This window comes from Streptomyces sp. NPDC093097, assembly GCF_044754325.1.
Lineage (GTDB): Bacteria > Actinomycetota > Actinomycetes > Streptomycetales > Streptomycetaceae > Streptomyces.
The window spans coordinates 12,628-36,041 of sequence record NZ_JBIVOW010000009.1 but is presented as its reverse complement, the minus strand read 5'-3'; the positions used below and the strand labels follow the sequence as shown (position 1 = coordinate 36,041).

Below are 23,414 nucleotides of genomic sequence, written 5' to 3'. Positions count from 1 at the left end.
CATCCCCCGGCCTGCTCCTCTACTGGTGGTGGTGCCTTAGGCGTTAAGGCCGCCGCTCGGACTGGTGCGGTGGAACGTGGCACCCGTACCGTACGGCTCGATCGATACACGGCATAGTAGAGGGCGCTACGGCGTGAGTGCCGGGGGCGGTCGATGTGGATCCAACAGGCGGGGAGAGAAAGCGACAATGGCATCACGTCGGGACGAGCTGAATGCGTATTCGTTCGCTCGAAAGCGCACGAATGCGGCATTCCTGAAGCCACTGCCGAACGGCTCGATCGAGAGCGCGCCGAGGCCCCTGAAGGCGGTGTTGCCCAGCGTGGTGATGGGGGTCGTGGTCACCGTGGGGTTCGGGGCCTGGGGCATTTTCAAGCCGGTTGCACCGCAGGGGTGGGACAAGGTGGGGGCGAATGTCCTCGTCGGGGATGAATCCACCACCCGTTATGTCGTTCTGCCGAGCAAGGACGCAAACGGCAAAACGCAGAATCTGCTGCATCCCGTTTTGAATCTCGCCTCGGCCAAGCTCCTTCTCGACCCGAAGAAGTTCCAGGTCGTCAAGGTCAAGGAATCGGAGCTGGACGGAAAGCTGGCGCACGGCCCGGCCGTCGGCATCCCCTACGCCCCGGACCGGCTGCCCGCCGCGAACAAGGTCGACAAGCCGAAGACCTGGGCGGTGTGCAACCGCCCCGGCAGCGGCGAGAACAGCGAGAGCCAGCAGGCCACCTTCGTCCTGGACGGCAAGGACACGCTGGACATCGGCAACACCAAGAAGGGCAAGCTCGACCTCCACCAGGCCCTTTACGTCGAGGACCCCGACGGGGTGCCGTGGCTGGTGGACAGCAACGGCTTCGCCTTCCAGATGATCGCCGACGTGACCCAGGCGCTGAAGGAGGCGAAGGCCGGCCTGAAGCATGCCGACGTCGAGGACGACCGGACCCTGCGGCGGATCGTCTTCGGCTCCCAGGCGCAACCGCAGAAGGTCACCGCCGAGTTCATGGACACGCTGGTCAAGAGCCCGTTCCCGATCAGCATGCCGACCGTGGACAGTGCGGGCGCGAAGTACCCCTTCGATGACGTCCCGGTCGAGGCACGCAAGGTCGGCTCGATCCTCCAGGACAGCAACGGCCAGAAGTACGTGGTCGAGATCAACGGCGTCGCGCAGGTCAGCAACTTCGTGGCCAACCTCCTGGAGCAGGGCCCCAACGCGGCAGCCGTGAACCACAACGGCAAGGCGCTGCAACCGTTCATCGTCGCCACCGGAAGCATCCGCCACCCCAAGCTGGACACCGACAACCGCCCGTTCGTCTTCGCCGGCAAGATCCTGGGCGTGGACAACCCGTGGCCCAAGGAGACCGTCACCGCGGCCAACGACTTCGCGCACGGCTCCCAGACCAGCGGCCTCGGTTCGCCCACGCCGAACGGCGTCTCGTGCAGCGTCTACAAGGGCACCGCCACCAAGTTCCCGGGCGTCGAGAAGCTCGGCTACCCCAACGGGCTTCCGGACATGGGCACTTGGGTCGGCAAGGACTACCCGGCCAAGATCGCCCCGGGCGCCAGCACCTACGTCACCCCCGGCAGCGGCCTGCTGTACAAGCAGGTCTCCAACCCGAGGTCGACCTCCGGCCCCCTCTTCCTGGTCACGGACACCGGTCTGCGCTACGCGGTCCCGGCGAACAACGACTCCGCCACCAAGGCCGGCAGCGACAAGCAGGAGCAGGACCAGGCGCAGGTCCACCTCGGCTACGGCGACGCCCGTCCGCCGTACATGCTGGAGGCGTGGTCCAAGCTGCTCTCCGCGGGCCCGACCCTGGACACCACCAGCGCCAAGCAGCCGCAGACCTCCTGACCGGATCGAAGGGTCACCGGCGGCCATTCTCGCGCCGTTCGAGGTCGCGCCCGGCGCCCGCTCGCGGGGCCGGGCACGGCCTTGCTCGTTGCGATGCTCAAATCCCTTGCCCCACACGGGAATCGAGCTCTCGCGCCCCTTGCGGGACCCTTCCAACAAGGCGCCACTTCTCCCCGGAACCTTCACTACCGCTCGACCGAAACCGCCCCATCTGCCCGTTTCTGTCGAACAGCGCTTTCTCGACGCCCAGTTGACATTGTTGTGATCGCGTCACAACGACCGTCCCCCTGTTGGGTACAGGCGTGTGGAGTAGGTAATGTGGCAGGGGGCGTCAGTAGGAGATGCCACCCGCGCACTGCCCTCGTCGGCGCCGCGCGGCAGACGTACGAGTCTCATGGGGGACGTTGACCATGGCTGGTCAGTTCACACTCACGCACGAGGAGATGGTCGCGTTCAGCGGCAAAATCGACTCGGTCAACCAGGCAATCCAGGGCGAACTCCAGCGTCTGAACACGGTTGTCGACACCATCACCTCGGGGTGGAAGGGCCAGGCGGCCTCGTCGTACCACCAGCTCCAGTCGCAGGTGAACGAGGACGGCAACCGGATCAACCAGCTGCTGGCTGAGATCAAGGAAGCGGTCGACCAGACCACTGGGAACTACCAGGCCTCCGAAGAGGAGCAGGCCCAGTCGATCTCGCACGTCACCGCCCAGGCTTCCCCGTTCGGATGATGGGGCCGCGCCGCTGACCCCGGCGCACTCGCCCACCCGCCGTGGTCAGGGCGGCCGGTCAGTGCCGGTGCCGGCCCTCGCCACGGCATGTGATTCGACTAGCCAGCATCAACTCCCGAGGAGACCCCATGTCCGGCCAGATCCTGGTCAATTTCCACACGATCAGCCAGGCAAGTTCCGACGTGCGTCAGACGGCCAACAACATCCGCCAGCAGCTCGACGACCTCGAGGCCGGCGTCAAGAAGGTCGCCGCCAGCTGGGAAGGCGCCGCGCAGGAGGGCTACCAGGCCCGCCAGCGTGAGTGGGACCAGCGCGCCGCGCACCTCCAGCAGACGCTGGAGGCCATTGCCAAGGCGCTCGACACCGCCGCGCAGAACTACCAGAGCACCGAGAGCAAGAACGCCAGCATCTGGCAGTAACCGCGTCTCGCGTGAGAGCGCAAGATACAGACGGCACACGGCTGAGCAGCCCCTGACGGCTCGCACAGTGGTCAATGAGGGCGAGCGCGCTGCACCAGTGCGCTCGCCCTTCTGCCGTCCGTACCTGCCCCCCGCTCCATTCCCCCACGTCATCCCTCGCCCCATCCGAACCCACCTATGGAGAGCAGACAACCCGTGGGATCTCGCGCCATTGGTCCACGAGCCGGGCACCGCCGCCGCGCGACGGGCGCACTGGTCACGGCGGCCTGCCTCGTCGGCCTGTCGAGCGTCGCCGCCGCGCCGGCGGTCGCGGACGAGAACGTGCCGTTGCAGAGCGGTGAGTGCAAGTTCGGCACCGACGACATCAAAGAGACCCCTTGGTCCCTCCAACGCCTGCTCACCAACCAGCTGTGGGCGTACGGCAAGGGAGAGGGCATCAAGGTCGCCGTCATCGACACCGGCATCGACGCGGGCAACAAGCAGCTCCAGAGCGCCATCCAGGGCCCCGGCAGGGAGTACGTCGGCGGCAAGCCGACCCAGGACAAGGTCGGCCACGGCACCAAGGTCGCCGGCATCATCGCCGCCCGCTCCGTCGCGTCGTCCGGCTTCTACGGTCTCGCCCCCGCGGCCAAGGTGATTCCGTATCAGCAGACGAGCGATGAGAAGGCGGGAACCGCCGTCAGCCTCGCCCAGGCCATCAAGGACGCGGTGTCGGACGGAGCCGACGTCATCAACGTCTCCCAGGGCACGCCCGCCAGCAAGAGCCAGCTCGGCCCCCTGGAAGGCGCCGTCCGGATCGCTGAGCAGAAGAACGTCCTGATCGTCGCCGCGGCCGGCAACAGCGGCGCGAGCGGCAAGGAGCAGAACGTCTACCCGGCCGCGTTCAGCAAGGACTACGGCAACGTCCTCGCCGTTGCGGCCTCCGACCGCAACAACGAGCGCGCCCCCTTCTCCCAGGCCGGGCCCTTCGTCAACATCGCAGCACCCGGTGTCGACATGGTCTCCACCGTCCCCCTCGGCGGCAACTGCGTCGACCAGGGCACCAGCTTCGCCGCCCCGTACGCAGCCGGCGCCGCCGCCCTCCTGATCGCCAAGCACAAGGACGACAAGGAGAAGTGGGGACCGCAGCAGGTCATCTGGCACCTGGAGCAGACCGCCGAGCGGGTCCGCCGGGGGCGTGACGACAACATCGGTTGGGGCGTGGTCGATCCGGTCGCCGCCCTCAAGGACGACACCCGGCCGACCGCCGAACCCACGCCGGACAAATCCTCCAGCGTGGCAGGCGGCGTCAACATCCTGCCGGCCGTCGCCACCCTCGGCGAAACCACCGAGGAACGACGCGCCCGCATCGCCATCTACATCGTCGGCGGCGGACTTCTGGCCGTCGCCATGGTCGTGGGCTCCTCGGTCGCTCTGCGCGACTGGCGCCGCAAGACCGGATTGACATCACACGGGGAGGCCAAGCATGGCTGATCAATATCATGTGGATCTGAGCGCCCTTGAGGACACGATCAGGAAGCTGAACGGGATCCTGAAGGATCTCGGCGGCACTCAGTCCGACGCCCGGTACAAGACCACGCTGTCGCCGAACGCTCTGGGGGCGGGTTCCACGGGCGTCAATTTCATTGAGGCCCAGAAGCTGCACGAGGCCCACACGGACATGAAGAACGCCATCGAGTCCATCGTTGACCATCTCCATGAGGTCACGAACGAGTTCGGCACCAAGACGAAGAAGGTGCACGGCAACTACCAGAACCAGGAAGCCGAAACTGCCGCGAATATGTCCGGCAGCAACTGACGTGGGGCCTGGTATGGGAGAGCTTGAGGTCAGCATGGAGAGCAGCAGAGGGGGAAGCGGATCATGAGCGATGGCGCGGACTACGAGTACGTTCCGGCGACCATGTGCTACGCCGCCAAGCACGAGACGAACTTCGCCGAGCTGGACATGGACACCATGAAGGCGATGGTGAGGGCGTCCAGTCCGGCCGAGGTTCACAACGTGTCGCGGGGGTGGTCGGACGTCCATACCCAACTGGTCGGCGGTAGCGGGGGAGGCATCAAGGGCGCCTTCGACGCCGCGGTGAACGAAGTTCTTGAGAGCTGGCACGGCGCCGCTGCGGACAAGTTCAAGGCCCAAGCGCAGAAGATCAGCAAGAAGATCGGCGACAGTGCGATGTACGCCGACTACACCTCGCGAGCGATGAAGAACGCCGCGACCGTCCTCGAACAGCTCAAGCCTGATATCGAGTCGATGGAGAAGCCGAGCACGGCCAACAAGATCGTCAACTACGTCGAGGACGGCGGCAGCCGCGACGACTCCGGCTTGAAGGAAGACCTGAAAAACCCCAACTTGACCACGGAGGAGGCGCTCGACAGGAACTCGGGCAACCTTTCTGCTGGCAAAGAGCAACAGCTGCGCATGGCGGTGAAGATGGAGCAGCTGGGGGCTGCTTACGTGTCGCAGGCTAAGGCTATGGGGACGTGGAAGGCGGTGAGCAAAGGCCGAGACGGGCATGACGACTACCCCGGTCCGCCCGGAGGCGACCCGCCGCCCCCGATCCCGATGCCGATCTCGTCTGGATCACCAGCACCCCGCCAGGTAGGTAGGCCGTCGATCTCAGGGATGGGCCAGGGGCCTGGTGGCTCTTCCGGAGGACTCAAGGCGCCTAAATTGCCGGCGACACCTAACACGCCTGGCATCAGTGGTGGCGTCGGCGCTCCTGCGCCCGGCAAGGGTTCGCTCGGGCCCAAGGTGAACACGGGGCTTGAGAGCTTCACTCCTCCGAGCGGTGGTGCCGGTGGTACAGGCATCGGCGGTGGCGCTGGCGGGCTCGGCGGTGGCGCGCACGCTGGAGGCGGCATCGGCGGTGGCGCCGGTGGTGGATCTCTGGGGGGTGGCTCCGGCATTGGCGGTGGGGCCGGCGGTTTGATCGCTGGTTCCGGCAGCAAGGGCATCGGTGGCGGCAGCGGTAAGGCCGGTGCTGGCATCAAGGGTGGTGGCGCCGGCGCCGGTGCTGGCGGTGCGGGTGCGGCCAATCGCGGTGCCGGGCGTCCCGGTATGCCGGGAATGGGCGGTGCTGCGGGGGCTAAGGGCGGTGGCGCAAAGGGCGCTGGCGGCGGACGCGGTGGCCCTCTGGCCCGTCAGAAGGGCGGCATCATCGGTGGCGGCAGCGGTAAGGCCGGTGCCGCTGGGCAGGGCGGTTCAGGCCTGCACCGTAGCCGTGGTGGCGCACAAGCCGGTGCTGGCACCGGAGGCCGTCGTCCTGCCGGTATGACGGGAGCGCCCGGCGTGCACGGTGCCAAGGGCAAGGACAAGAAGGGCGAGAACGGCGAGCGCCCTGACTACCTGGTGGAGGACGAGGAGACCTGGACGCCGGAGCGGAACATTGCTCCGAAGGTCATTGAGTAGCAAGCTGTCGTTGGCAATTCGGCAGTGAACAAGAGGGGGCCCGAGGCGTAGCTGAGGGCCCCCATCCTGTTGAGAGAGGTGTACAGCATGAGCTTCACGCGGACGCTGCGTGCGGTCGGCGGCGCGGTTGTGGCGGGAGCGTTGCTCTTCGGCACCGCGCCGGTTGCCTCGGCAGACCAGATCAGAAACGCGCAGTGGCCTCTAAAGGCGTTCAAGGCTGACGAAATCTGGAAGGTCTCCACGGGAAAGGGAGTGACCGTTGCAGTTATCGACAGCGGAGTTCAGTCCCAACACCCGGACTTGAAGGGCAACGTACTTCCGGGCAAGGACTTTATTGACGGAGGCGACTCCGCGGAGCCGAAGGACGGCGACACTCACGGCACGCAGATGGCCTCAGAGATCGCCGGTCATGGACACGGCCCAGGAGGTGAGTCGGGCGTCAAAGGCCTAGCGCCAGACGCCAAGATCTTGCCGCTACGCGAAAACAACGTGAAGTCCGGAGGCTTTGGGCCATCCATCCGCTATGCGGTCGATCACGGTGCCTCGGTCATCAACGTCTCTATGGGTAACCCCACTAGGTCGGCGGAGGATGAAAAGGCCATTGCCTATGCCCTCAAGCACGATGTGCTGATCGTTGCGGCATCAGGGAACAACGGAAAGGGTGCCGAAGATATCGCGTACCCTGGTAGCTACCCAGGTGTTTTGACGGTTGGCGGAGTCCAGAACACTGGTGAAATCTGGTCGGGATCCAATTACGGCCCTCCGGTATTGCTGACGGCGCCTGCCGTTGACATCGTCTCTGCTGGAGATAGCGGTACCTCCAAGTACCAAAAGGGAACCGGCACTTCAGATTCAGCGGCATATGTTTCGGCTTCCGCGGCTCTTCTCCGAGCTAAGTTTCCGGACCTGACTGTAGGTCAGATCGTCAACCGTCTGACAAAGACTGCCGGTCTTCCCTCCTCCGCCAAGGGCACCGCGCTTCCCGATGCACACTATGGCTACGGCTACATTCAGCCGCTCGCCGCGCTGACGCGTGACATCCCCGCCGGCCCGAAGAACGGGCCGTTGAAGATGCCGGAGGGGCAGGCGTCTTCCGCAGGAGCGGGGGATCAGGCGGCTTCTGCGGGAAGCAACGGAAGTGACAGCGCGGTGCCGGCCCCGAAGCAAGGGAGTTGGAGCCCGCTCTTCATCGCGATGCTGGTTGGCGCCGGGCTGGTCGTCGTCGTTGTCATCGTCGTCATTGTGATGCTGGTGCGAAAGAAGGGCCGGCGTAACGGCCCGCCGCCCGGTGGTCCCGGTGGCTTCGGCGGTCCGGGTGGCCCCGGGGGCTATGCGCCCTATCCGCAGGGGATGCCCCAGCAGCCCGGTGCTCCCGGTTCTTACCCGCCGCCGCCCGGCCGGTAAGGCTCTGCCGTAGGGCGAGCGAGCCAAAAAGACTTAGCGGAAAATGATTGGGGTCCGCGGCCTTCGGGCTGCGGACCCCAATGTGTTTGCGGCGCTTCGCTCTGCACTCTCATGGGGCCAGAGCATCCGCCCGGTTCGTCAGGATGCGTGCGATATGGCGAAGTCGACGAATGCGGTCCAGGCGCCGGGGGATGCAGTCAGCGCGCGCCGTGTGATGTCCTTCGAGTCGCGAATGCGCACGGTGGGGCCGCTAGTTGCGACCTCGACGCATTCTCCGCCTTCTTCGCTGCTGTAGCTGCTTTTGACCCATGCCAGCTGACATGGGGCGTGCGCGGTCGTATCGGCGTTCATGTCGCTTCCAGCACCTTCTCGATATAGGCCAGTGATTCCCTGGGCGTGAGGGCCTGAGCGCGAAGGACCCCGTACTTGTTCTCAAGAGCCCGGACCGAATCTCGGTCTGTGCGGAGGCGGCTCACGTTCTGCACTTCCACGTACGCGATCCTGCGCCCTTCCTTGGTCTCAATCAAGGTGAAGGGGCCAGCTAGCCCTGAGTTCTCTTCTCGGCTTAGCGGCATGACCTGGATCTCGACAGTGCTCTTCTGGCCGATGAGCAGAATCTGCTCCAACTGGCCACGAAGTACGTCCTGTCCCCCGATGGGACGCAGCAGTACAGACTCGTCGATCACAAAGCTGAACAGCGGCGTCGGACGGCGATTGAAGATCTCCTGCCGTGCAAGGCGTCCTGCCACACGCCGTTCGAGGATCTCCTCATCCAGGGGTGGCCTCATCATCCTGAACACCGCACGCGCATACTCCTCCGTCTGCAACAGCCCGGGTACGACCTGAGTCGCGTACACGTGGAGTCCGACCGCCTTGGCCTCCAACCTGGCCGCATCGCGGAAGAATGCCGGGTACTGGGCCCGGGCGACCTCCTCCTTCATCTCCATGAGGACGCCGTGGGCCCCGAGGACACCGTCCGCCAGGTCGATGAACTCGGGGGGCGGGATGCGCCGCCCCTGCTCGTATGAGGCGATGGTGGAGGGCGAGTAGCCCGTCCTCGCGCCGAACTCGGTGCGTTCCATGCCCGCCCACTCGCGTAGGCGCTTGAGTTGGCGTCCGAACACCTTCAGGATGCCCGGATCGGGATCGTGCTCCGCGTGCTCGTCGTCCGCCCTCTGGCTGCCGTCGTCCATGTCCTTCAAGCCCTTGCCTCCCGGGGCTGACACTCGCTGCGTACCGGCGCTTTCCGCGTACGTACAACGCACCGTGGTCAGTGCGTCACTCCTCGCCAAAGGTATGTCGACGGCAGGAGGGTTGGGGCCATGGACAGCACAGTGCGCTCTTCCGGGGTACTTCCCGGGATCGACGAAACCCTGGATGGAATCGGTGAGTTCGCGATGCGTTTCACCTCCACGCCGCGCGGTGCCCGGCTGGCCCGCCGGCTGACGTCGCACCGTCTCGACGAGTGGGGGTATCCCTACGACACCGAGCTCAACGAGTCCGTCTCCGTCATCGTCGGTGAACTCGCGGCCAACGCCGTGCGGCACGGGCACGTGCCGGGGCGGGATTTCGCGCTCCGTCTGACGGTATCCGCGGCGGCCGTGGCCGAAGCCGAAGGCGGAACTCTCCGTTTCCGCGTAGAGGTGTCCGATACGCGGAGCGAGAGGATGCCCGCGGTCACCTCGGACGGTGGGGCCGGTGCGGGAGCGGAAGGGGGCGGCCGGCTCGCGGAGGACGGTCGCGGGCTGCTGATCGTTGCGTGTCTTGCGGACAGTTGGGGCGTCGCGCACCGGCCGGGTGGTCCGGGCAAGACCGTATGGGCCGAGTTGGCCGTGGTGGCCGGCACGGCTGGGTGTTGAGGGAACCGGCCTTGCGGACGGCGGTTCGTCCCGCGGCGACGACCCATTCCTTGATGTGCCCTTGGCTATTTCTTTGATACTGCTTGGCGTCGTCCGTGGCGGCCTTGCGGGCTTCCTTGGGGAAACGGCCTTTCGTCGATTCTTGGTGGCGTCCTTGCGCGCTTCGATGGTGGTGTGCGCGAGTTCGGGCGTATCGAAAGCGAAGGGGGTGGCGGGGTGGCGGGTCTGGGGCGCGCCGATCTCGGCGGCCGACGCCAACGATGCTGAGATTCCGTGAAATTGGTCCGCTGGAGGTGGGGGAAAGTTGGTGGAATTTGGGTGGGGATTTGGTGTGTGCGGGGTGCGGTTGGTGTGTGAAGTGGGTTCGTGGGGCGTCCCGTAGCATTTCCGTTCATGGATGCAGCTGAAGACGATCAGGGGAATGACCACTCTGATCACCTTGATCGGTCCAGTGGCGATCGCCCCGGTCGACCTGATCGGATCGATCGGGCCGATCAGACCGATCGACCTGATCGGTCTGGTGAGTTCGGTGGGACCGGTGAGGCCGTTCTCGACGTTGGCCCCGGCCCCGGCCCCGGCCCCGGCCCCGGCCCCGGCCCCGGCCCCGGCTCCGACGTCGGCTCCGACGTCGACGACGAAGTCCAGGGCGAGGCAACGCGCATGGGGTTGACGCCTCGGCAGGCGCGTCGGGTCCGGGTCGCGTTGGCCTCGGTGATGATGGCCCTGATGGCGGTGCTGCTCGTGGTGCGGCTGGCGTCCCGTGGGTCGGTGCTGGTGGTCGGGGTGTACGGGGCTGCGCTCATACTCTGCGGAATAGTCATCGAACTCAGTCGGCACGGACGCACCCGACTGGGCACCTGGCTGCTGGCTCTGGGGCTGGCGGCCGCAATCGCCTCGGACTGGCTGTTGCTGCCCTGAGGGCCCGGTTTGCGAGGGGATGGTTCTGGAGGGGCGGTCTCCGGAAGGGGCGGTGTTCAAGGGGGGCTTGTGCCTTGTGCCAGCGGCCCGGAGCGGGCGGCTGCACTGGCTTGCACGCCTTTCAACTGGACTGGTGCGAAGGGGACTTCAGGATGGAGGTCTCCTCTCGGCGACCTCCGGGCGGGAAATCCGCCGCCTCGTAGGTGGGGCACCCGGGCGGCGTGGTGCTCCCGTGTCTGTCGGGCGTCCGGCGCTCCAGTAGACCGCTGTCCCGCATCGACGCCCCGGCGGGAACGGTACGGCCCGGCGGGTCCGGAAGGCCGTACGCACCACCTCGGGTGAGTGGCGGAAGCCCGACCGCGATCTGTTCACGCTGGTGCTGGCCGACGAGCGGATGACGTTGCCGAGCCGGCATGAGCCGTACCGGCGCGCGGAGCCATATCGGGCGCTCGCCACGCTCGAACTGCCGGACATCACATGCGAGTTGTGCCACGCGGCGCCCAACTCCTCGTCCCGGAACGGCTCGACCAGGCCTTCGGCGACGGCTCGCGGTTCGCGGATCGCGCTCAACACGTACGACGTCCGACGAGGAGGACGCCCGGCCGCGCGCGGCCCTGTCGGGCCGATTGCGGCTGAGGTGCGGTCGATTGCCTGGGGAAGCCCGCGGCTCGGCCTGCCGGGCTGACGGCGCCCGAAAGTCTCCGCAACGCACCGAGGGGGCACCGTGGATGCCACGGTGCCCCCTGCGCCGTTCCGTTGACCGCCGAGCGGCGGTCGGCATGCCCTATCCGAAGGGTGTGTCGATCTTGGACCGGTCGACGCGGTAGGGCTCGGGATCCTCCGAGAGGCCCGTGTCGTGCAGGATCTCCTGCTTGATGGCGTCCTTGTTGGTGTCGCTCATCAGCCCCTCCTTCGCCGCTCCCCAAGCCGACTGGCCCGCAGCCTTGCCGAGGCCCTTGCCGCTGCGGTCGCCGGCGAACTGCACGGGGTCGTCATCATCGATACCGAGGCCGGACTTGACCCCCGACTCGACGCCGTCCCTGACCTTGCCCGTGATGAACTCGTCGGCCTTCTTGACGCCCTTCGCCAGCGCGCCGTCGCCCTCGCCGAACTCCCGGACGCCCTCGACGGCCTTCTCGACCTTCTTGATGCCGCCGAGAGCGTTCTTGGCGGTTCTGATGTTCCTGACGGCCTTGACCGCGGAGCCCAGTTCCTTGAGGGCCTTCAGCAGCTCCTCCAGCTTCGTGGCGAGCTGCTCGGACACCCTGGCGACACGGGCGACAAAGACCGCGATCTCCGCCTCGGTGATCAGCGCGTCCGCGATCAGGCCGATGCCGGCGGTGAGGATGGCGATCACGGCCTCGGCGGCGAGCGAGGCGATCAGTGCCTCGATGGCCTCGCTGATGATCTCGATGATCATGCCCTCGGCCTGCGCGCATTCCTGCGCGGCCGAGTTGATGATCTTCGCCGTCTGGGCCATGCCCTCGGCGGTCGAGTCGACGGCCTCGACGAGGTCGCCCATGTGGCCGCTGAAGGCGCCCGACGCCTGCCCCTCCCACTGACGGGACAGGGGGTTGGCGCTGGTCCTCAGCTCCTCGGCCACCAGTTGCAGGGCCTTGGCCTGGCTCTGCCATGCGTCGGCCGCGGCGTTCAGTTGGGCGAGGTCACCGGTGACCTTCTCCAGCACGTCCAGCAGGCCGGACTTCTCCAGCGCGAACTCGACGGCCTCGTCCAGCATGCCGCCCAGGCCGCCCCGGGAGGGGTGGGTCGCCTCGGGGAGCGACGCCATGGGTGCCGGGTTGGCCTTCCGGATCCATCCGTACGCGTCCCCGGCCGGTACCAGGCCCGTGGTCGCACCCGGGTACCCGCCTGCGGAAGCGCCGCCCGGCGTTCCGTACATGCCGCCGGGGCCGCCCGGCGGGACAGGGTAGGGGAGCGTGGTGGGCTGGCCGGGCAGGGGTGCTCCGGTGTTCCGGTCGTCGAGGCCGTAACCGCCGTTCCCCTCGCCGCCGTAGCCACCGTTGCCTCTGCCAAAACCGGGGTCGCCTCCGCCTTCACCGCCGGGACCTTGGTCGTCGGCGCCGGTGCCTTCACCGCCGGTGCCGTCTTCGCCGCCCGAGCCTTCGCCCTCGGAGCCCTCTTCGTCGCCACCGAAGATCTTCTTTCCGGCCCAGTCGCCGGCGTGCTCGCCGATCTTCTGGCCCCCGGACTTGGCCCCTTCCTTCAGGCTGTCCAACCAGGTGGTGGGGGCCTGTTGGTCTCCGTCGGCCCCAGCGTCGTCGCCACCGCCACCGCCGCCACCGTTGTGCGAGTCGTCGCGGCCGCCCGATCCGTCAGGGCGGTGCTGGCCCTGTTGGTTGGGGTCCTGCTGGCCGTTGTGGTTCTGCTGCTGGTTCTGCTGATGCTGCTGGCTCTGCTGTTGCTGTTGGTGCTGCTGGTTCGGGTTCTGCTGCTGCGGCGGGTAATGAGGTTGCTGCGGGGGCGGGTTGTGGGATTGCTGCGGGGGCGGGCTGGGGTGGTTGCTGCCCGACCCGTGGCTGGGGCCCGGGTTGTGCGGTGTGGGCGAGTGGTGCGGGGTCGAGTGCGAGCGGCGGCTCATCACGCACCCCCGAAGGAGGAACTGACGGCCTGGTCGTGCTCGGAGTAGTTCTGTGCCGTGAAGTGAAGCCCTTCCGACGTGTTGGTCAGCGCGTCGATGAGGTCGGAAAGGTTTTGCCGGCTTGCGTCGGCGTGCGCTTTGTACGCTTCCGCGAGATTCTGCGCATTCGGAAGGTGGCCGAAGGCGCTGGACGAGATGGTGATCGCAGAAACCGCGGATTGGATCGTTCCGAGCTGGTTCACCTGCTCACTGACCGTTGACCCATAACTTCCGATTGCTTCGGGCTCAACCCGAAACCCGGACTCCCCCATGTCAGGTACCCTTCATAAGTGAACGTGAGCCTCTTATCGTAGCGTTGGCTCGCCGAGTTGAGCCGCCAGGGTGCGACGCCGACCACATGAATTGCATAACCTTGTCTTTCTCGGGTGGTTGAGCAGCAGTACGGGGAGGACCGGTGGGGTACGGCCGTAACAACTGGCGTCAAGTAGCGGGCTTCGCGGCGGAGTTCATTCCCGGTGGCGAGGCGGTGATCGACGCGGTCGACCTGGCGCGCGGTGTCAGCGAGGGCGTCGGGCTGAGCCGGCTGAACTACACCAAGGGCGGCCACCCGTTGGTCGAACTCCCCTGGCAGCCGCCCGGCCCGCCGCCGGACCCGCAGCGGGCCGAGGCCGTCGGACAGCAGGCGTGGAACGTGCTGTTCGCCGACGAGACCCGCTACAGCGCGCGTTCGCTGCTGGACCAGGTGGGCAACCTTCTGGTCCCGCTGCCGCCGGCCGAGCTGGACATGGTGGTCCGCCGATGGGGCCAGCAGGGCCTGGAGCGCTGGGACTCCCTCACCCACGTCGAGGACGAGAACGGCGAACCGGCCTACGACTGGCGGCGGCAGGCCGAGTTGTTCGGCTGGCTGCTGCGTACGGTCAGCCCGTACGGGGCGATGCTGATCGGCACGTGGATGCCCTGCAGCCAGCCCGAGTACGACCCCGAGTGCCAGTGCGGGGACCACGGCTGGGTGCTGCCCGAAGGGCCGTTCGCACAGGTCGACGGCGCCTACTTCACCCAGAACTGGCAGCGGGTCTCCGGCTCGACGGAGGCGATGTCCTGGCAGGACATGGACCAGGGGCGATTCGGTACCTGCTGGTTTCTGACCAGTATCCAGGCGGTGATCCAGGCGAACCCCCAGCACGCCCCCGGTCATCTCCGACTCGAAGCCAACGGCACGGTCACCTGCACGCTCTACGACCACGGGCGGGCGGTCGACATCACGATGGTGCCCGATCTTCCGTACGGCCATGGCAGGTTGTGGAGTGCCGCGGGCCACACGGAGGACGCCCGCTACGCCGAGACCTGGCCCGGTTACTACGAGAAGGCCGCCGCGATCATCCGCGGTGGCTACGACGAGATCGTCGGCGGCTGGGCGTACGACGCGTTCTGCCTCCTCACCGGCAAGGTGCCGCAGGAACTCGACCTCAACTCGCCCTGGCTGTGCCACGAGGCCGCCGACCGGCGAGGCCGCGGCCAGGCCCTCGCGGTCGGGACCGTGGGCAGGGGCGACGACCGCGAAAAGCTGGCAGGTGGACGGCTGGCGGCCAGCCACGCCTACTTCGTGAAGGACGTCGATGTGGCCGGCGGTCGGATCTGCCTCGGCAACCCCTGGGGTGACGGCGCCACGCGCCAGATGTGGGAATGCTGGCTGACCCTCGACGAAGCCCGGACCTATCTCTGCAAGGTCGATGCGGTGGAGACGTGGTGAGGGAACGTCGCATGGTTCCGGGCGTACCAGGTCCTAGTGCGACGCAACGCGCACCGTGGCCCCCTTGACCTGAAGCGCCGTCACCCGCGCCCCACTTGCGACGAGGAGGACGCCCTCCGGGGAGAGGTCGGCGTCGCGGAGTGAGGGATCGCAGACCACGGTGGTCAGGGTGGTCGCCCGGTCCCCGCTCTCGCGGGACCACACCCGCAGGGAGTCGGCGTCCCGACTCAACCCGTAGGGGAGCGCCTCCCGTTCGGCCTCCGAGGGGTGCTGTACCCGCGCGGGGTCGGCGTCGACGTATCCGGGGCGGAGCAGGTCGTGGACGAGGGCGGAAGGGGCGCCGGGGACGGTCAGCACGGCGACCGGGCGGGCGGCACCGGACGCCGTCGGCTCGCCCGGTCCGGCGTGCGCCGGGAGGGTCCCGGCCGCAACGGAGACCACGCCGGGCAGTGGCACGCTCCACAGCGTGCGCCAGGGCAGGTCCAGGCCCAGCTCGTACAGCGCCTGCGCGTACGGCAGCAGGCCGTCCTCGACGAACGCGGTCTCCAGCAGCGCGGCCCGCATCGCGGGCGGGATCCCGGGGCGGCCGAGCAGGGGCGCGGTGCGCAGGTAGGTGCGGGCCGGGGCGCCCAGCTGGTCGAGCGGTACGGCCGCCACGGCGGTGTGCAGGGCGATCGGGTCGGCGTACGTGAACAGGGCCGGGTCGGTGAGGAGTTGGGGGAGCAGCCCGGCATCGAGGGTGTGGCCGGCGAGGTGGTCGCGGACGTAGGGGTCGGCCAGGGACCAGTCCTGCTGGGGCACCTCGGCCAGCAGCGCCATCGCGATCCTGGTCTGGGCGTCCCGGGGGTCGGGGATGCCGGAGCGGATCTCGGCGGCGAGGGCCGGGTGCGTCAGCCGGAGTAGCGTACGGCCGCCGACGGTCGCGTCCCCGTCTGTGTTCGTGAGTGCGCTCCCGTCTCCCTCTACGTCCGTTCCCCCGGGGAGCGTCACGCGCTCCACGAACGGGGCGGTGAGCAGCGTGCCGTCTGCGATTTCCCGGCTCATGTCGCGTCCCGCCACGGCGTTGGCCAGCGGGCCCCACAACTGGGCCGGGAGCCCGTCGCCCTCCGCGAACGCCAGCGGCGCCAGCAGCTGCCGGAGCGCCTGCGGCGCGGCGCCCAGGCGGCGGGCGTGCAGCTCGAGGGCGTCGCCGACGGTGGCGGGCAGGTGCGACTCGTCGACGGGACCGAGTCCACCGGCATCGAGACCACCGGCATCGAGTCCGTCGGCACCGAACCCCTCCGGGTGGGCGAAGAGTGACCGTACTGCCAGGTGGACCGTCAGCCGGCTGCCGTTCGCGCGCCTGGCCAGCGCCTGTGCGAGCGTCCGCCGGGCGGCCGGATCGGTGGTGAACGGGAGGGCGGGGGCGCCGGCCTCCGGGGTGAGCGCGGTCTCGGCGTGCCGTATCAGGCCCTCGGGGTCGGCCCATTCGGGCTCGTCGAGGTCGATCACCTGCAGCTGGCTCTGCGGCACCGCACCGGCCACCTCGGCGGCGAGTTCGCGGGGCACGTCGGCGAGCAGGTACACCGACGGCGTCGCGGCGAGCGGTATGAGGACCTCCCGCACCAGGCGCGCCGGCTCGTCGGCGGCGCGTACCGGGCCGGCGAGGTCCACGTCGGGTACGACGACCGTCACCGGCTCCTCGCGGGCGGCGAGTTCGGCGACCACGTCCGCCGTGCGGTCCGCGGCCAGGCCGAGCTGGTCGGCGAGGAGCCGCAGCACCTGCGCGGCCGTCCGGCCCCGGGGGGCCGGCACGGTCGGTGCCGGCAGGTCCGGGGGGACCGTCGCCGGGTCCAGGTCGTCCAGCGGGAGCCGCCTGCGGTAGTCGGGGTCGCAGAGCATCAGGAATCCGGTGACCAGGCGGGAACGGCCGCTGCCCGGGCTGCCGGTGAGGACGATGACGCGCGGGGCGCCGGGCCAGCGCATGCGCCAGGCGGCGAGGGCACGGAGGGCGGCGGTGCGGCCCCCGAGGTACGGGTGCGGCGCGTATCGGGCCGCGGTGCCGGCTGCTTCGGCTGAGGCGCTCATGACTTCCTCGTCCCCCATCGATTCCGCCCTCCACTTCCGTGGATCCGTGCATGTACCGGCTAGATCCTAAGGTCCGGGCCGGCGGTGCGGGACGGCCGAGGGGAGGTCGATTCGGAACGGGAAGGCAGGTGTGCGGGCGAGGGATGTGACGTGTGGGATTTCGTGAATTCCGTGCGGGATCGTGGCTTTCACGATCCTTTCGAGATCTTTGGCGGCCGGCTCCCGCGTTGATTTCGCGCGGCTCTTGCTGATTCTCGGAACGTTGTGTCCGGCATGTGTCCGTCCACGGCGAACCCCGCGGAAAACTCCGCGGGACGCCGTGAACGAAGGTCGTGCCGCGAACGGTGGCCATGCCGCGAACGGAGGCGATGCCGTGAACGAGGTCACGTCGCGAACGGCGCCCGAAAACACGGAAGATCCGCTTTTGCGGGCCGCCATGGCCGAGGAAAGCGGATCTTCCGGACGGGAGTCGAGCGTCGGCGGCACCCTCAGCGGTGACCGCGGCCACCGCGGCGCGGGCCGGTGACGAGGTCGAGGCTCGGGCCGTCGCGCTCGGCGCGCTCGCGGTCCTCCTCCTCTTCCTGCTTCTTCTGCCACTCGGCGAACTTGGCACGGGACTCCTCCCGTTCGGCCGTCGTCTGGTTCTCGGCCGCCTGCCGGATCTGGGTCAGCCGGTCGCCCAGCGCGTCCATGTAGCCGGGCGTCTGGATGGCCTCCTTCATGCCCAGCCGGCCGGAGAGCACCTCCTTGGCCATCTCCTGGAGCGGACCGCCCACGTTCGGGTTGTCCGCGAGCACCTTCAGTGCCTTCCGCAACCGGTGTGCCTGCTCGTGGTCGTGGGCGACGTCCATCAGGTCCTCGTCCTGGATCTGTCGCTCGTCGTTGCGCATCTCTGCCCCCTCGGACGTGATGGCACAGCAACCGTGCGTGCTGCACCGGCGTCCTGAGTCTAATGACGGGTGTGAACGGGGTGCCATGACGGGGGTTGTCGGTATTGCCGGACATTCCCCGCGTGGTTTTCCCGCTCCGTACCGAAGCCGCTCCGCCAGGGGACTTCCGGCCAATTGTGGGTGTGCTAGACCTGAGGCGATGTACAGCAGGTCGCTGTCATTCAATTCGGGGAGAAATGATGTCCGATGAAGTCCGGCTCAGTACCGAGGCGTTGCACGCGCTCGGTACGAACTTTGAGACGCGTGCGGAAGAACTGAGCCGGCAGTTGGACGCATTCAGACGGCGCTCCGATGCCGATGCGCTCCGGGACGGTTTCGGCAGCGACGAGGAGGCCCGGCCGCATCGCGAGCTGTTCGAGGAGGCCGAGCGTGCCCTGGCGCAGTTGCGGGAGCGACTGGCCGAGGTCGGCGGCGACATCAAGGAGACCGTCGCCAACGCGCAGGCGGCGGAGGACGAACTGGTCGATGTGATGAGGAGCGTCAAGTGACCGAACCACGACGCAATCCCCACGTGCTGCACGAGGCGGCGGCCGGCTGGCGGGACATGGGCAAGCACCTGGACGGGCTCGTCCGCGACCTCGACCGGCACGTCGGCAATGCCGCGTCGGCCGACTGGCACGGGCCGGCGGGCGAGGCGTTCGCCGCCGAATGGCATCGGCTGAAGCAGTCCGTCGACGAGACCCTGCCGGTCTTCGAACTGGCCGCGGCCGATCTGGAGAGCGCGGCCGACACCCACCGGACCGGCGGTGCCGACGGGGACCACGACAGCGCCTCGGGGGACGGTTCGCAGAACGCCCCGCAGAACGCCACGCAGTCGTCCGGCCCGCAGATGGCCTACGGCTTCATGGCGCTCGGCCAGCTCGCCAACGGCCTCGGCGGCGCGTTCGGCAAGCGCGGCCGGGGCGGCGGGGGCGGTCAGAGCCAGGCCCCGCAGGTGCGGCACCAGTGGGAGTCGTCCACGGCCGCGCACGGGCCCGACCCGTTCGCCACGCCCCGGGACGGCGAGGCCGCGACGTCCGGCGGCGAGGGCCTGGCCAAGGGGGTTCGGACGAACCCGGCGGAGGAGCAGCGCGCGGCGGAGGAGCGGGCGGCGAAGGCCGCCGCGCAGCAGAAGGCGGCACAGGAGAAGGCGCCGTCGGACAAGGCGCAGGAGAAGGCGCCGGAGAAGGGTCCGGGCAAGGCCGACGAGGCGTCCGCCCCCTCGTCCGCCCCTTCGGCCCCGAACGTCTCCCGACACGGCGCCTTCGGCTGACCATCGGGCAGCGGCCGCACGGCCTACGCACAAACGGCGGTGGGGCGTCCCTCTTCAAGAGGGACGCCCCACCGCCGTCGTACGGGGTACCGGCTACTGGCCCCCACCCATGGGCAGGAAGCCCGTCTGGACCAGCTGCGCACCGCGCTTGCGCGTGATGAACGTGGCACGTCCCGGCGTCAGTTGCTGACCCTTGACGTTGCCCATCAGCGGGCCCTCGCCCGGGTCGGCCGAGAGGATGAGCCCCTGCGCGCCGAGCTCCTTGGCGCGCTGCATGACCGGCTCGAAGGAGGACCGGCCGGCGCCCGAGGAGCTGCGCGCCAGGATCAGGCGCAGACCCAGGTCACGGGCGAACGGCAGGTACTCCAGCAGCGGTTGCAGCGGGTTGCCGCTGCTGGTCGCCACCAGGTCGTAGTCGTCGACGATCACGAACGCGTCCGGCAGGTCGTACCAGCTTCGGTTGCGCAGCTGCTCCGGCGTGACGTCCGGACCCGGCATACGGCGGCCCAGCGAACCGGCCAGTCCGCTGATGACCTCCTGGAGCTGCGGTCCCGCCGCGCAGTACTTGTACACGTGCGACTCGGGGACCTCGCCGAGCAGTGCGCGCCGGTAGTCGGAGACCACCATGAGCGCCTTGTCCTGCGGGTACCGCTCCGCGATCTGCTTGGTGATCAGGCGCAGCAGCGACGACTTGCCGGACTCCGACTCGCCGTAGATGACCAGCAGCGGGTCGGTCTCGAAGTCGATGAACGCCGGGGACAGCGTGGTCTCGTCGACGCCGATCGCGATGCCGTGTTCCGGGTAGTCGCCGCCCCGGGGCAGGTCGCCGGCGTGCAGCATGGTCGGCAGCATCCGCACCTTGGGGGCGGGCTCGCCCTGCCAGTGCTCGCTGACCGTCTGCACCAGGTTGGCGATGCCGTCGCTGGCCGTCTCCGGGTCCTGCATGCCGTCCAGGCGCGGCAGCGCCGCCAGGAAGTCGAGCTTCTCCGGGGAGAGACCGCGGCCCGGCTTGCCCATCGGGACGTTCTCCGCGCGCTTGCGGTCGAACTCCGACTCCATCGGGTCGCCCAGGCGCAGCTCCACGCGGTTGAGGAGCTGGTCGCGCAGGGCGGGACGCACCTCGGTGTAGCGGGAGGCGGCGATGATCAGGTGGACACCGAAGCCGAGACCCCGGCCGGCGATGTCCAGGATCACCGGGTCGAGCTGCTCGTAGTCGGTCTTGAAGGTGCCCCAACCGTCGATGACCATGAAGACGTCGCCCCACTTCTGGTCGGGGAAGGCGCCCGCTGCCCGCCGCTGGCGGTACGTGGAGATCGAGTCGATGTTGTTGGAGCGGAAGAACTCCTCGCGCTCGTTGAGGATGCCGGTGACCTCGGCGACCGTACGGCGGACCTTCTCCGCGTCCAGCCGCGAGGCGACACCGCCGACGTGCGGCAGGCCTTCCATGGTCAGCATGCCGCCGCCGCCGAAGTCGAGGCAGTAGAACTGCACTTCGGCCGGGGTGTGGGTGAGCGCGAACGCGGCCATCGCGGACCGGATCAGGGTGGACTTGCCGGACTGCGGACCACCGACGACCAGGCCGTGACCGGCACCGGCGGAGAAGTCCAGGTACATCACGTCACGCCGCTGCTCGAACGGCTTGTCCACCAGCGCGACCGGCACCGTGAGCTTGCCCAGCGCGGTGTACTCCGGTGCGTGCACGCCCCGTTCGGGGGTGACCGCCAGGGCCGGCAGCAGCTGGTTGACCGTGGGCGGCTCCTCCAGCGGGGGCAGCCACACCTGGTGGGCCGGCGGGCCCTGGCCCTGCATCCGCTGGACCATGACGTCCAGGACGGTGTCGGCCAGCGCGTCGTCGATCTCCGGCTCGGCCGCCTCGACGACCGGCTCCTCGATGATCTGCTCGATGACCGGGGCCGCGGTGAACGGCACCGGCATGCGCATCGCCCGGCCACCGCCGCCGCTGCGCCCGCCGCCGCCCGGACCGCGGTAGGTACCGGAGACGTACGCGGCCTTGAACTGGACCATCGTCTCGGTGTCGTACTTCAGGATGCCGGAACCGGGGACGTTGGGCAGGTGGTAGGCGTCCGGCACACCGATCGCGGTCCGCGACTCGGCGGCGGAGAACGTCCGCAGGCCCAGCCGGTAGGAGAGGAAGGTGTCCAGACCGCGCAGCTTGCCCTCTTCCAGACGCTGCGAGGCGAGCAGCATGTGCACACCCATCGAACGGCCGATGCGGCCGATCTGGATGAACATCTCGATGAAGTCGGGCTTGGCGGCGAGCAGCTCGGAGAACTCGTCGATGATCATCACCAGCGAGGGCAGCGGGTCCAGCGGGGCGCCGGCGGCACGTGCCTTCTCGTAGTCGGTGATGTTGGCGTAGTTGCCCGCCGAGCGCAGCAGCTCCTGGCGGCGCTGGAGTTCACCGGTGATCGAGTCGCGCATGCGGTCGATCAGGGTGACGTCCTCACCGAGGTTGGTGATGACCGCCGCGACGTGCGGCATCTCCGACATGCCGGTGAAGGTGGCGCCACCCTTGAAGTCGGCGAGGATGAAGTTGAGGGTCTCCGAGGAGTGCGTGACCGCGAGCGCGAGCACCAGGGTGCGCAGCACCTCGGACTTGCCGGAACCGGTCGCACCGACACACAGGCCGTGCGGGCCCATGCCCTGCTGCGAGGCTTCCTTGATGTCCAGCATGACCGGCTGGCCGTCGCGGTCGACACCGATCGGCACCCGCAGCCGCTCGGACAGCGTCCGGGGCCGCCAGGTGCGCGAGACGTCCAGCGAGCCGGCGTCGCCGATGTTGAGCAGGTCGGTGAAGTCCAGTGCGGACAGCAGCGGTTCCTCGCCGTCCGCGCCCGAACCGGCGCGCAGCGGGGCCAACTGGCGGGCCAGCGCCTCCGCCTCGGGGATCGACAGGGTGTCGCACACACCGTGGTAGACCGCGCCGCTCGCCGACTCCAGCACCAGCTTGCCCGGCCGCACCTGGACGGCCAGACCGCCGCGGATCTCGTCCAGGTCGCCCGGCACGATCTCCAGGATGGTCACGCCCTGGAGGCCCTCGGCCCCGGCGATCACCGAGTCCATCGGGACGTCGCCGCCGTCCAGCACGACGACGACGTGCGGGGTGTCGGACACCGGCGGGCCCTGCGGGTTGAACCGCCCGCGGCCGTCCAGCTCGTCCGCCAGCAGCTCCTCGATCTCACCGAGGTCGCCGACGACCAGACGGCGGGTACCGGCGCCGTCGGTGGTCTTGTCCTGGACCTGCGGCAGCCACTTCGTCCACTCCCACTCGGCCTGCGCACCGGGCGCGGCGACCACGGCCACGACCAGGTCCTCGGGGGAGTGCAGGGTGCACAGTTGAGAGAGGACGGCGCGCGAGGCGCCGTAGACGGTGTCGGGGTCACCTGAGATGGTCAGGTGGTAGAAGGCGCGCAGCGACACCGCCAACGGGAGGCTCTCCAGATGGCCGTGCTTGTCGAGGAACTCCTTCATCGCGTGCGCGGTCAGCGGCTCCAGCTCGTCGACCGGAGCGGTCTCCGGCGCGCGCAGCGGAGTGGCCAGCTGCTGGGGCCCCAGCCCCAGGCGTACCTGGGCGAAGTCCGGGTCGCTCCCGCGGCGTTCCCACACCCTCTTGCCCTCGGCCACGACGGACCACAACTGGCTCGGGTCGGGGTGGGTGAACAGCTGCGCGTCCCGCTGGCGCCGTGCGGTGCGCCGCACCTCTTTCCGCTTCTGCGCAAGGTACTTGAGGTAGTCCTGGCGCTCCTGCACCATCTGTCCGGAAGGCCCCTGGCGGGACTTGACGATCTGCATGATCGCCATCGCCAGCGTGGAGGCCACCATGAAGCCGCCCATGATCTTCATGAACGGCTGGTTCCCCATGAACAAGAAGCCCGCGGAGGACGCCATGCCCATCATGGGCATGAAGGTCATCAGCAAGCTTTCCGGTTCTCCCTCCCGGGGGAGTTCCGGAGGGGCCTCAAGTACCACCTCCTCCGAGGGGACTTCAGGTGGAAGCGCGCGGGGCGGGCGCTTGACGATGACAACGCTCACCGAGGCATCAGTCCTTCATGCATCTCGCAGTCTCGGACCGCCCCCGTTGGATTCGACGGTCCCCCGAGCCAAGTCCTTGGCCCGACGCAGGCGTTGATCCTACTGTTACGCGTCAAGTCAAGGGGTGGGTGGGGCAGGGCCCCTGTCGGACGGTACG

19 protein-coding genes are annotated in these 23,414 nt (G+C 68.5%); 12 read left to right on the top strand and 7 right to left on the bottom strand.

Annotated features, from left to right (window positions below; genetic code table 11):
* Positions 1 to 187: 187 nt before the first annotated feature.
* The 7 genes from ACIQE0_RS17375 to mycP (ACIQE0_RS17345) all read left to right on the top strand — a co-directional run bounded on the left by ACIQE0_RS17375 (position 188) and on the right by mycP (ACIQE0_RS17345) (position 7,809).
* Positions 188 to 1,846 carry a type VII secretion protein EccB gene (locus ACIQE0_RS17375; RefSeq protein ID WP_402332868.1) on the top strand — a complete coding sequence of 553 codons (1,659 nt, stop codon included), beginning with the start codon at positions 188 to 190 and terminating at the stop codon, positions 1,844 to 1,846.
* A gap of 410 nt (positions 1,847 to 2,256) precedes the next feature.
* Positions 2,257 to 2,577: a WXG100 family type VII secretion target gene (locus ACIQE0_RS17370; RefSeq protein ID WP_384098627.1), complete on the top strand. Its 321-nt coding sequence runs from the start codon at positions 2,257 to 2,259 to the stop codon at positions 2,575 to 2,577.
* A gap of 128 nt (positions 2,578 to 2,705) precedes the next feature.
* Entirely contained in the window at positions 2,706 to 2,996 is a 291-nt protein-coding gene (locus tag ACIQE0_RS17365) for a WXG100 family type VII secretion target (RefSeq protein WP_016572249.1), read from the top strand.
* A gap of 195 nt (positions 2,997 to 3,191) precedes the next feature.
* Positions 3,192 to 4,469, top strand: coding sequence for a type VII secretion-associated serine protease mycosin (mycP, locus tag ACIQE0_RS17360; RefSeq protein ID WP_402332863.1), 1,278 nt, complete (start codon positions 3,192 to 3,194; stop codon positions 4,467 to 4,469).
* Positions 4,462 to 4,794 (top strand): hypothetical protein, encoded by a 333-nt coding sequence (locus ACIQE0_RS17355; protein WP_402332860.1) that lies wholly within the window; start codon positions 4,462 to 4,464, stop codon positions 4,792 to 4,794. The genes mycP (ACIQE0_RS17360) and ACIQE0_RS17355 overlap by 8 nt, the downstream gene beginning before the upstream one ends.
* 63 nt (positions 4,795 to 4,857) lie before the next feature.
* Entirely contained in the window at positions 4,858 to 6,405 is a 1,548-nt protein-coding gene (locus ACIQE0_RS17350; protein ID WP_402332858.1) for a hypothetical protein, read from the top strand.
* An 87-nt stretch (positions 6,406 to 6,492) separates the two neighbouring features.
* Positions 6,493 to 7,809, top strand: coding sequence for a type VII secretion-associated serine protease mycosin (gene mycP / locus ACIQE0_RS17345; protein ID WP_402332855.1), 1,317 nt, complete (start codon positions 6,493 to 6,495; stop codon positions 7,807 to 7,809).
* A 138-nt stretch (positions 7,810 to 7,947) separates the two neighbouring features.
* Here the strand turns inward: mycP (ACIQE0_RS17345) and ACIQE0_RS17340 are convergent, their stop codons facing one another.
* Positions 7,948 to 8,160 (bottom strand): DUF397 domain-containing protein, encoded by a 213-nt coding sequence (locus ACIQE0_RS17340; protein WP_402332852.1) that lies wholly within the window; start codon positions 8,158 to 8,160, stop codon positions 7,948 to 7,950.
* Positions 8,157 to 9,002 carry a helix-turn-helix domain-containing protein gene (locus ACIQE0_RS17335; RefSeq protein WP_402333256.1) on the bottom strand — a complete coding sequence of 282 codons (846 nt, stop codon included), beginning with the start codon at positions 9,000 to 9,002 and terminating at the stop codon, positions 8,157 to 8,159. The genes ACIQE0_RS17340 and ACIQE0_RS17335 overlap by 4 nt, the downstream gene beginning before the upstream one ends.
* 129 nt (positions 9,003 to 9,131) lie before the next feature.
* Here ACIQE0_RS17335 and ACIQE0_RS17330 point away from each other — a divergent pair, with 129 nt between their 5' ends.
* Together ACIQE0_RS17330 and ACIQE0_RS17325 are read left to right on the top strand one after the other, a co-directional pair.
* On the top strand, positions 9,132 to 9,668 hold the full coding sequence (locus tag ACIQE0_RS17330; RefSeq protein WP_402332849.1) for an ATP-binding protein: 537 nt from the start codon (positions 9,132 to 9,134) through the stop codon (positions 9,666 to 9,668).
* A 660-nt stretch (positions 9,669 to 10,328) separates the two neighbouring features.
* Positions 10,329 to 10,586 (top strand): hypothetical protein, encoded by a 258-nt coding sequence (locus ACIQE0_RS17325; RefSeq protein WP_402333253.1) that lies wholly within the window; start codon positions 10,329 to 10,331, stop codon positions 10,584 to 10,586.
* Between the two features lie 784 nt (positions 10,587 to 11,370).
* Here the strand turns inward: ACIQE0_RS17325 and ACIQE0_RS17320 are convergent.
* Entirely contained in the window at positions 11,371 to 13,185 is a 1,815-nt protein-coding gene (locus ACIQE0_RS17320) for a WXG100 family type VII secretion target (RefSeq protein WP_402332846.1), read from the bottom strand.
* Positions 13,185 to 13,496, bottom strand: a complete 312-nt coding sequence (locus ACIQE0_RS17315; RefSeq protein ID WP_402332843.1) for a WXG100 family type VII secretion target — start codon at positions 13,494 to 13,496, stop codon at positions 13,185 to 13,187. Before ACIQE0_RS17315 ends, ACIQE0_RS17320 begins: the two co-directional genes overlap by 1 nt.
* Positions 13,497 to 13,639: 143 nt before the next feature.
* On the opposite strand from ACIQE0_RS17315, the gene ACIQE0_RS17310 reads away from it, so the two are divergent.
* Positions 13,640 to 14,935: a C2 family cysteine protease gene (locus ACIQE0_RS17310; protein ID WP_402332841.1), complete on the top strand. Its 1,296-nt coding sequence runs from the start codon at positions 13,640 to 13,642 to the stop codon at positions 14,933 to 14,935.
* 33 nt (positions 14,936 to 14,968) lie between these two features.
* Here ACIQE0_RS17310 and ACIQE0_RS17305 read toward each other — a convergent pair whose 3' ends face one another.
* Both ACIQE0_RS17305 and ACIQE0_RS17300 read right to left on the bottom strand, forming a co-directional pair.
* Entirely contained in the window at positions 14,969 to 17,002 is a 2,034-nt protein-coding gene (locus tag ACIQE0_RS17305) for an ATP-binding protein (protein ID WP_402332838.1), read from the bottom strand.
* Between the two features lie 488 nt (positions 17,003 to 17,490).
* Positions 17,491 to 17,892: a hypothetical protein gene (locus tag ACIQE0_RS17300; protein ID WP_402332835.1), complete on the bottom strand. Its 402-nt coding sequence runs from the start codon at positions 17,890 to 17,892 to the stop codon at positions 17,491 to 17,493.
* A gap of 239 nt (positions 17,893 to 18,131) precedes the next feature.
* Between ACIQE0_RS17300 and ACIQE0_RS17295 the strand changes: the two genes are divergently transcribed.
* The gene (locus ACIQE0_RS17295) at positions 18,132 to 18,440 is read left to right on the top strand and encodes a hypothetical protein (RefSeq protein WP_402332832.1); all 309 of its coding nucleotides are present in this window, start codon (positions 18,132 to 18,134) and stop codon (positions 18,438 to 18,440) included.
* A complete protein-coding gene (locus ACIQE0_RS17290) occupies positions 18,437 to 19,204 on the top strand; it encodes a WXG100 family type VII secretion target (protein ID WP_402332829.1) in 768 nt (255 codons plus the stop codon). The genes ACIQE0_RS17295 and ACIQE0_RS17290 overlap by 4 nt, the downstream gene beginning before the upstream one ends.
* A 93-nt stretch (positions 19,205 to 19,297) precedes the next feature.
* On the opposite strand, the gene eccCa is transcribed toward ACIQE0_RS17290, so the two are convergent.
* A complete protein-coding gene (gene eccCa, locus ACIQE0_RS17285) occupies positions 19,298 to 23,257 on the bottom strand; it encodes a type VII secretion protein EccCa (RefSeq protein WP_402332826.1) in 3,960 nt (1,319 codons plus the stop codon).
* Positions 23,258 to 23,414: the final 157 nt, after the last annotated feature.

Bases quoted from the DNA above. Each gene is read 5' to 3' on its own strand.
- ACIQE0_RS17375 (WP_402332868.1), top strand. From the start codon at position 188: ATGGCATCACGTCGGGACGAGCTGAATGCGTATTCGTTCGCTCGAAAG.
- ACIQE0_RS17370 (WP_384098627.1), top strand. From the start codon at position 2,257: ATGGCTGGTCAGTTCACACTCACGCACGAGGAGATGGTCGCGTTCAGC.
- ACIQE0_RS17365 (WP_016572249.1), top strand. From the start codon at position 2,706: ATGTCCGGCCAGATCCTGGTCAATTTCCACACGATCAGCCAGGCAAGT.
- ACIQE0_RS17355 (WP_402332860.1), top strand. From the start codon at position 4,462: ATGGCTGATCAATATCATGTGGATCTGAGCGCCCTTGAGGACACGATC.
- ACIQE0_RS17350 (WP_402332858.1), top strand. From the start codon at position 4,858: ATGAGCGATGGCGCGGACTACGAGTACGTTCCGGCGACCATGTGCTAC.
- mycP (WP_402332855.1), top strand. From the start codon at position 6,493: ATGAGCTTCACGCGGACGCTGCGTGCGGTCGGCGGCGCGGTTGTGGCG.
- ACIQE0_RS17340 (WP_402332852.1), bottom strand. From the start codon at position 8,160: ATGAACGCCGATACGACCGCGCACGCCCCATGTCAGCTGGCATGGGTC.
- ACIQE0_RS17335 (WP_402333256.1), bottom strand. From the start codon at position 9,002: ATGGACGACGGCAGCCAGAGGGCGGACGACGAGCACGCGGAGCACGAT.
- ACIQE0_RS17330 (WP_402332849.1), top strand. From the start codon at position 9,132: ATGGACAGCACAGTGCGCTCTTCCGGGGTACTTCCCGGGATCGACGAA.
- ACIQE0_RS17325 (WP_402333253.1), top strand. From the start codon at position 10,329: ATGGGGTTGACGCCTCGGCAGGCGCGTCGGGTCCGGGTCGCGTTGGCC.
- ACIQE0_RS17320 (WP_402332846.1), bottom strand. From the start codon at position 13,185: ATGAGCCGCCGCTCGCACTCGACCCCGCACCACTCGCCCACACCGCAC.
- ACIQE0_RS17315 (WP_402332843.1), bottom strand. From the start codon at position 13,496: ATGGGGGAGTCCGGGTTTCGGGTTGAGCCCGAAGCAATCGGAAGTTAT.
- ACIQE0_RS17305 (WP_402332838.1), bottom strand. From the start codon at position 17,002: ATGAGCGCCTCAGCCGAAGCAGCCGGCACCGCGGCCCGATACGCGCCG.
- ACIQE0_RS17300 (WP_402332835.1), bottom strand. From the start codon at position 17,892: ATGCGCAACGACGAGCGACAGATCCAGGACGAGGACCTGATGGACGTC.
- ACIQE0_RS17295 (WP_402332832.1), top strand. From the start codon at position 18,132: ATGTCCGATGAAGTCCGGCTCAGTACCGAGGCGTTGCACGCGCTCGGT.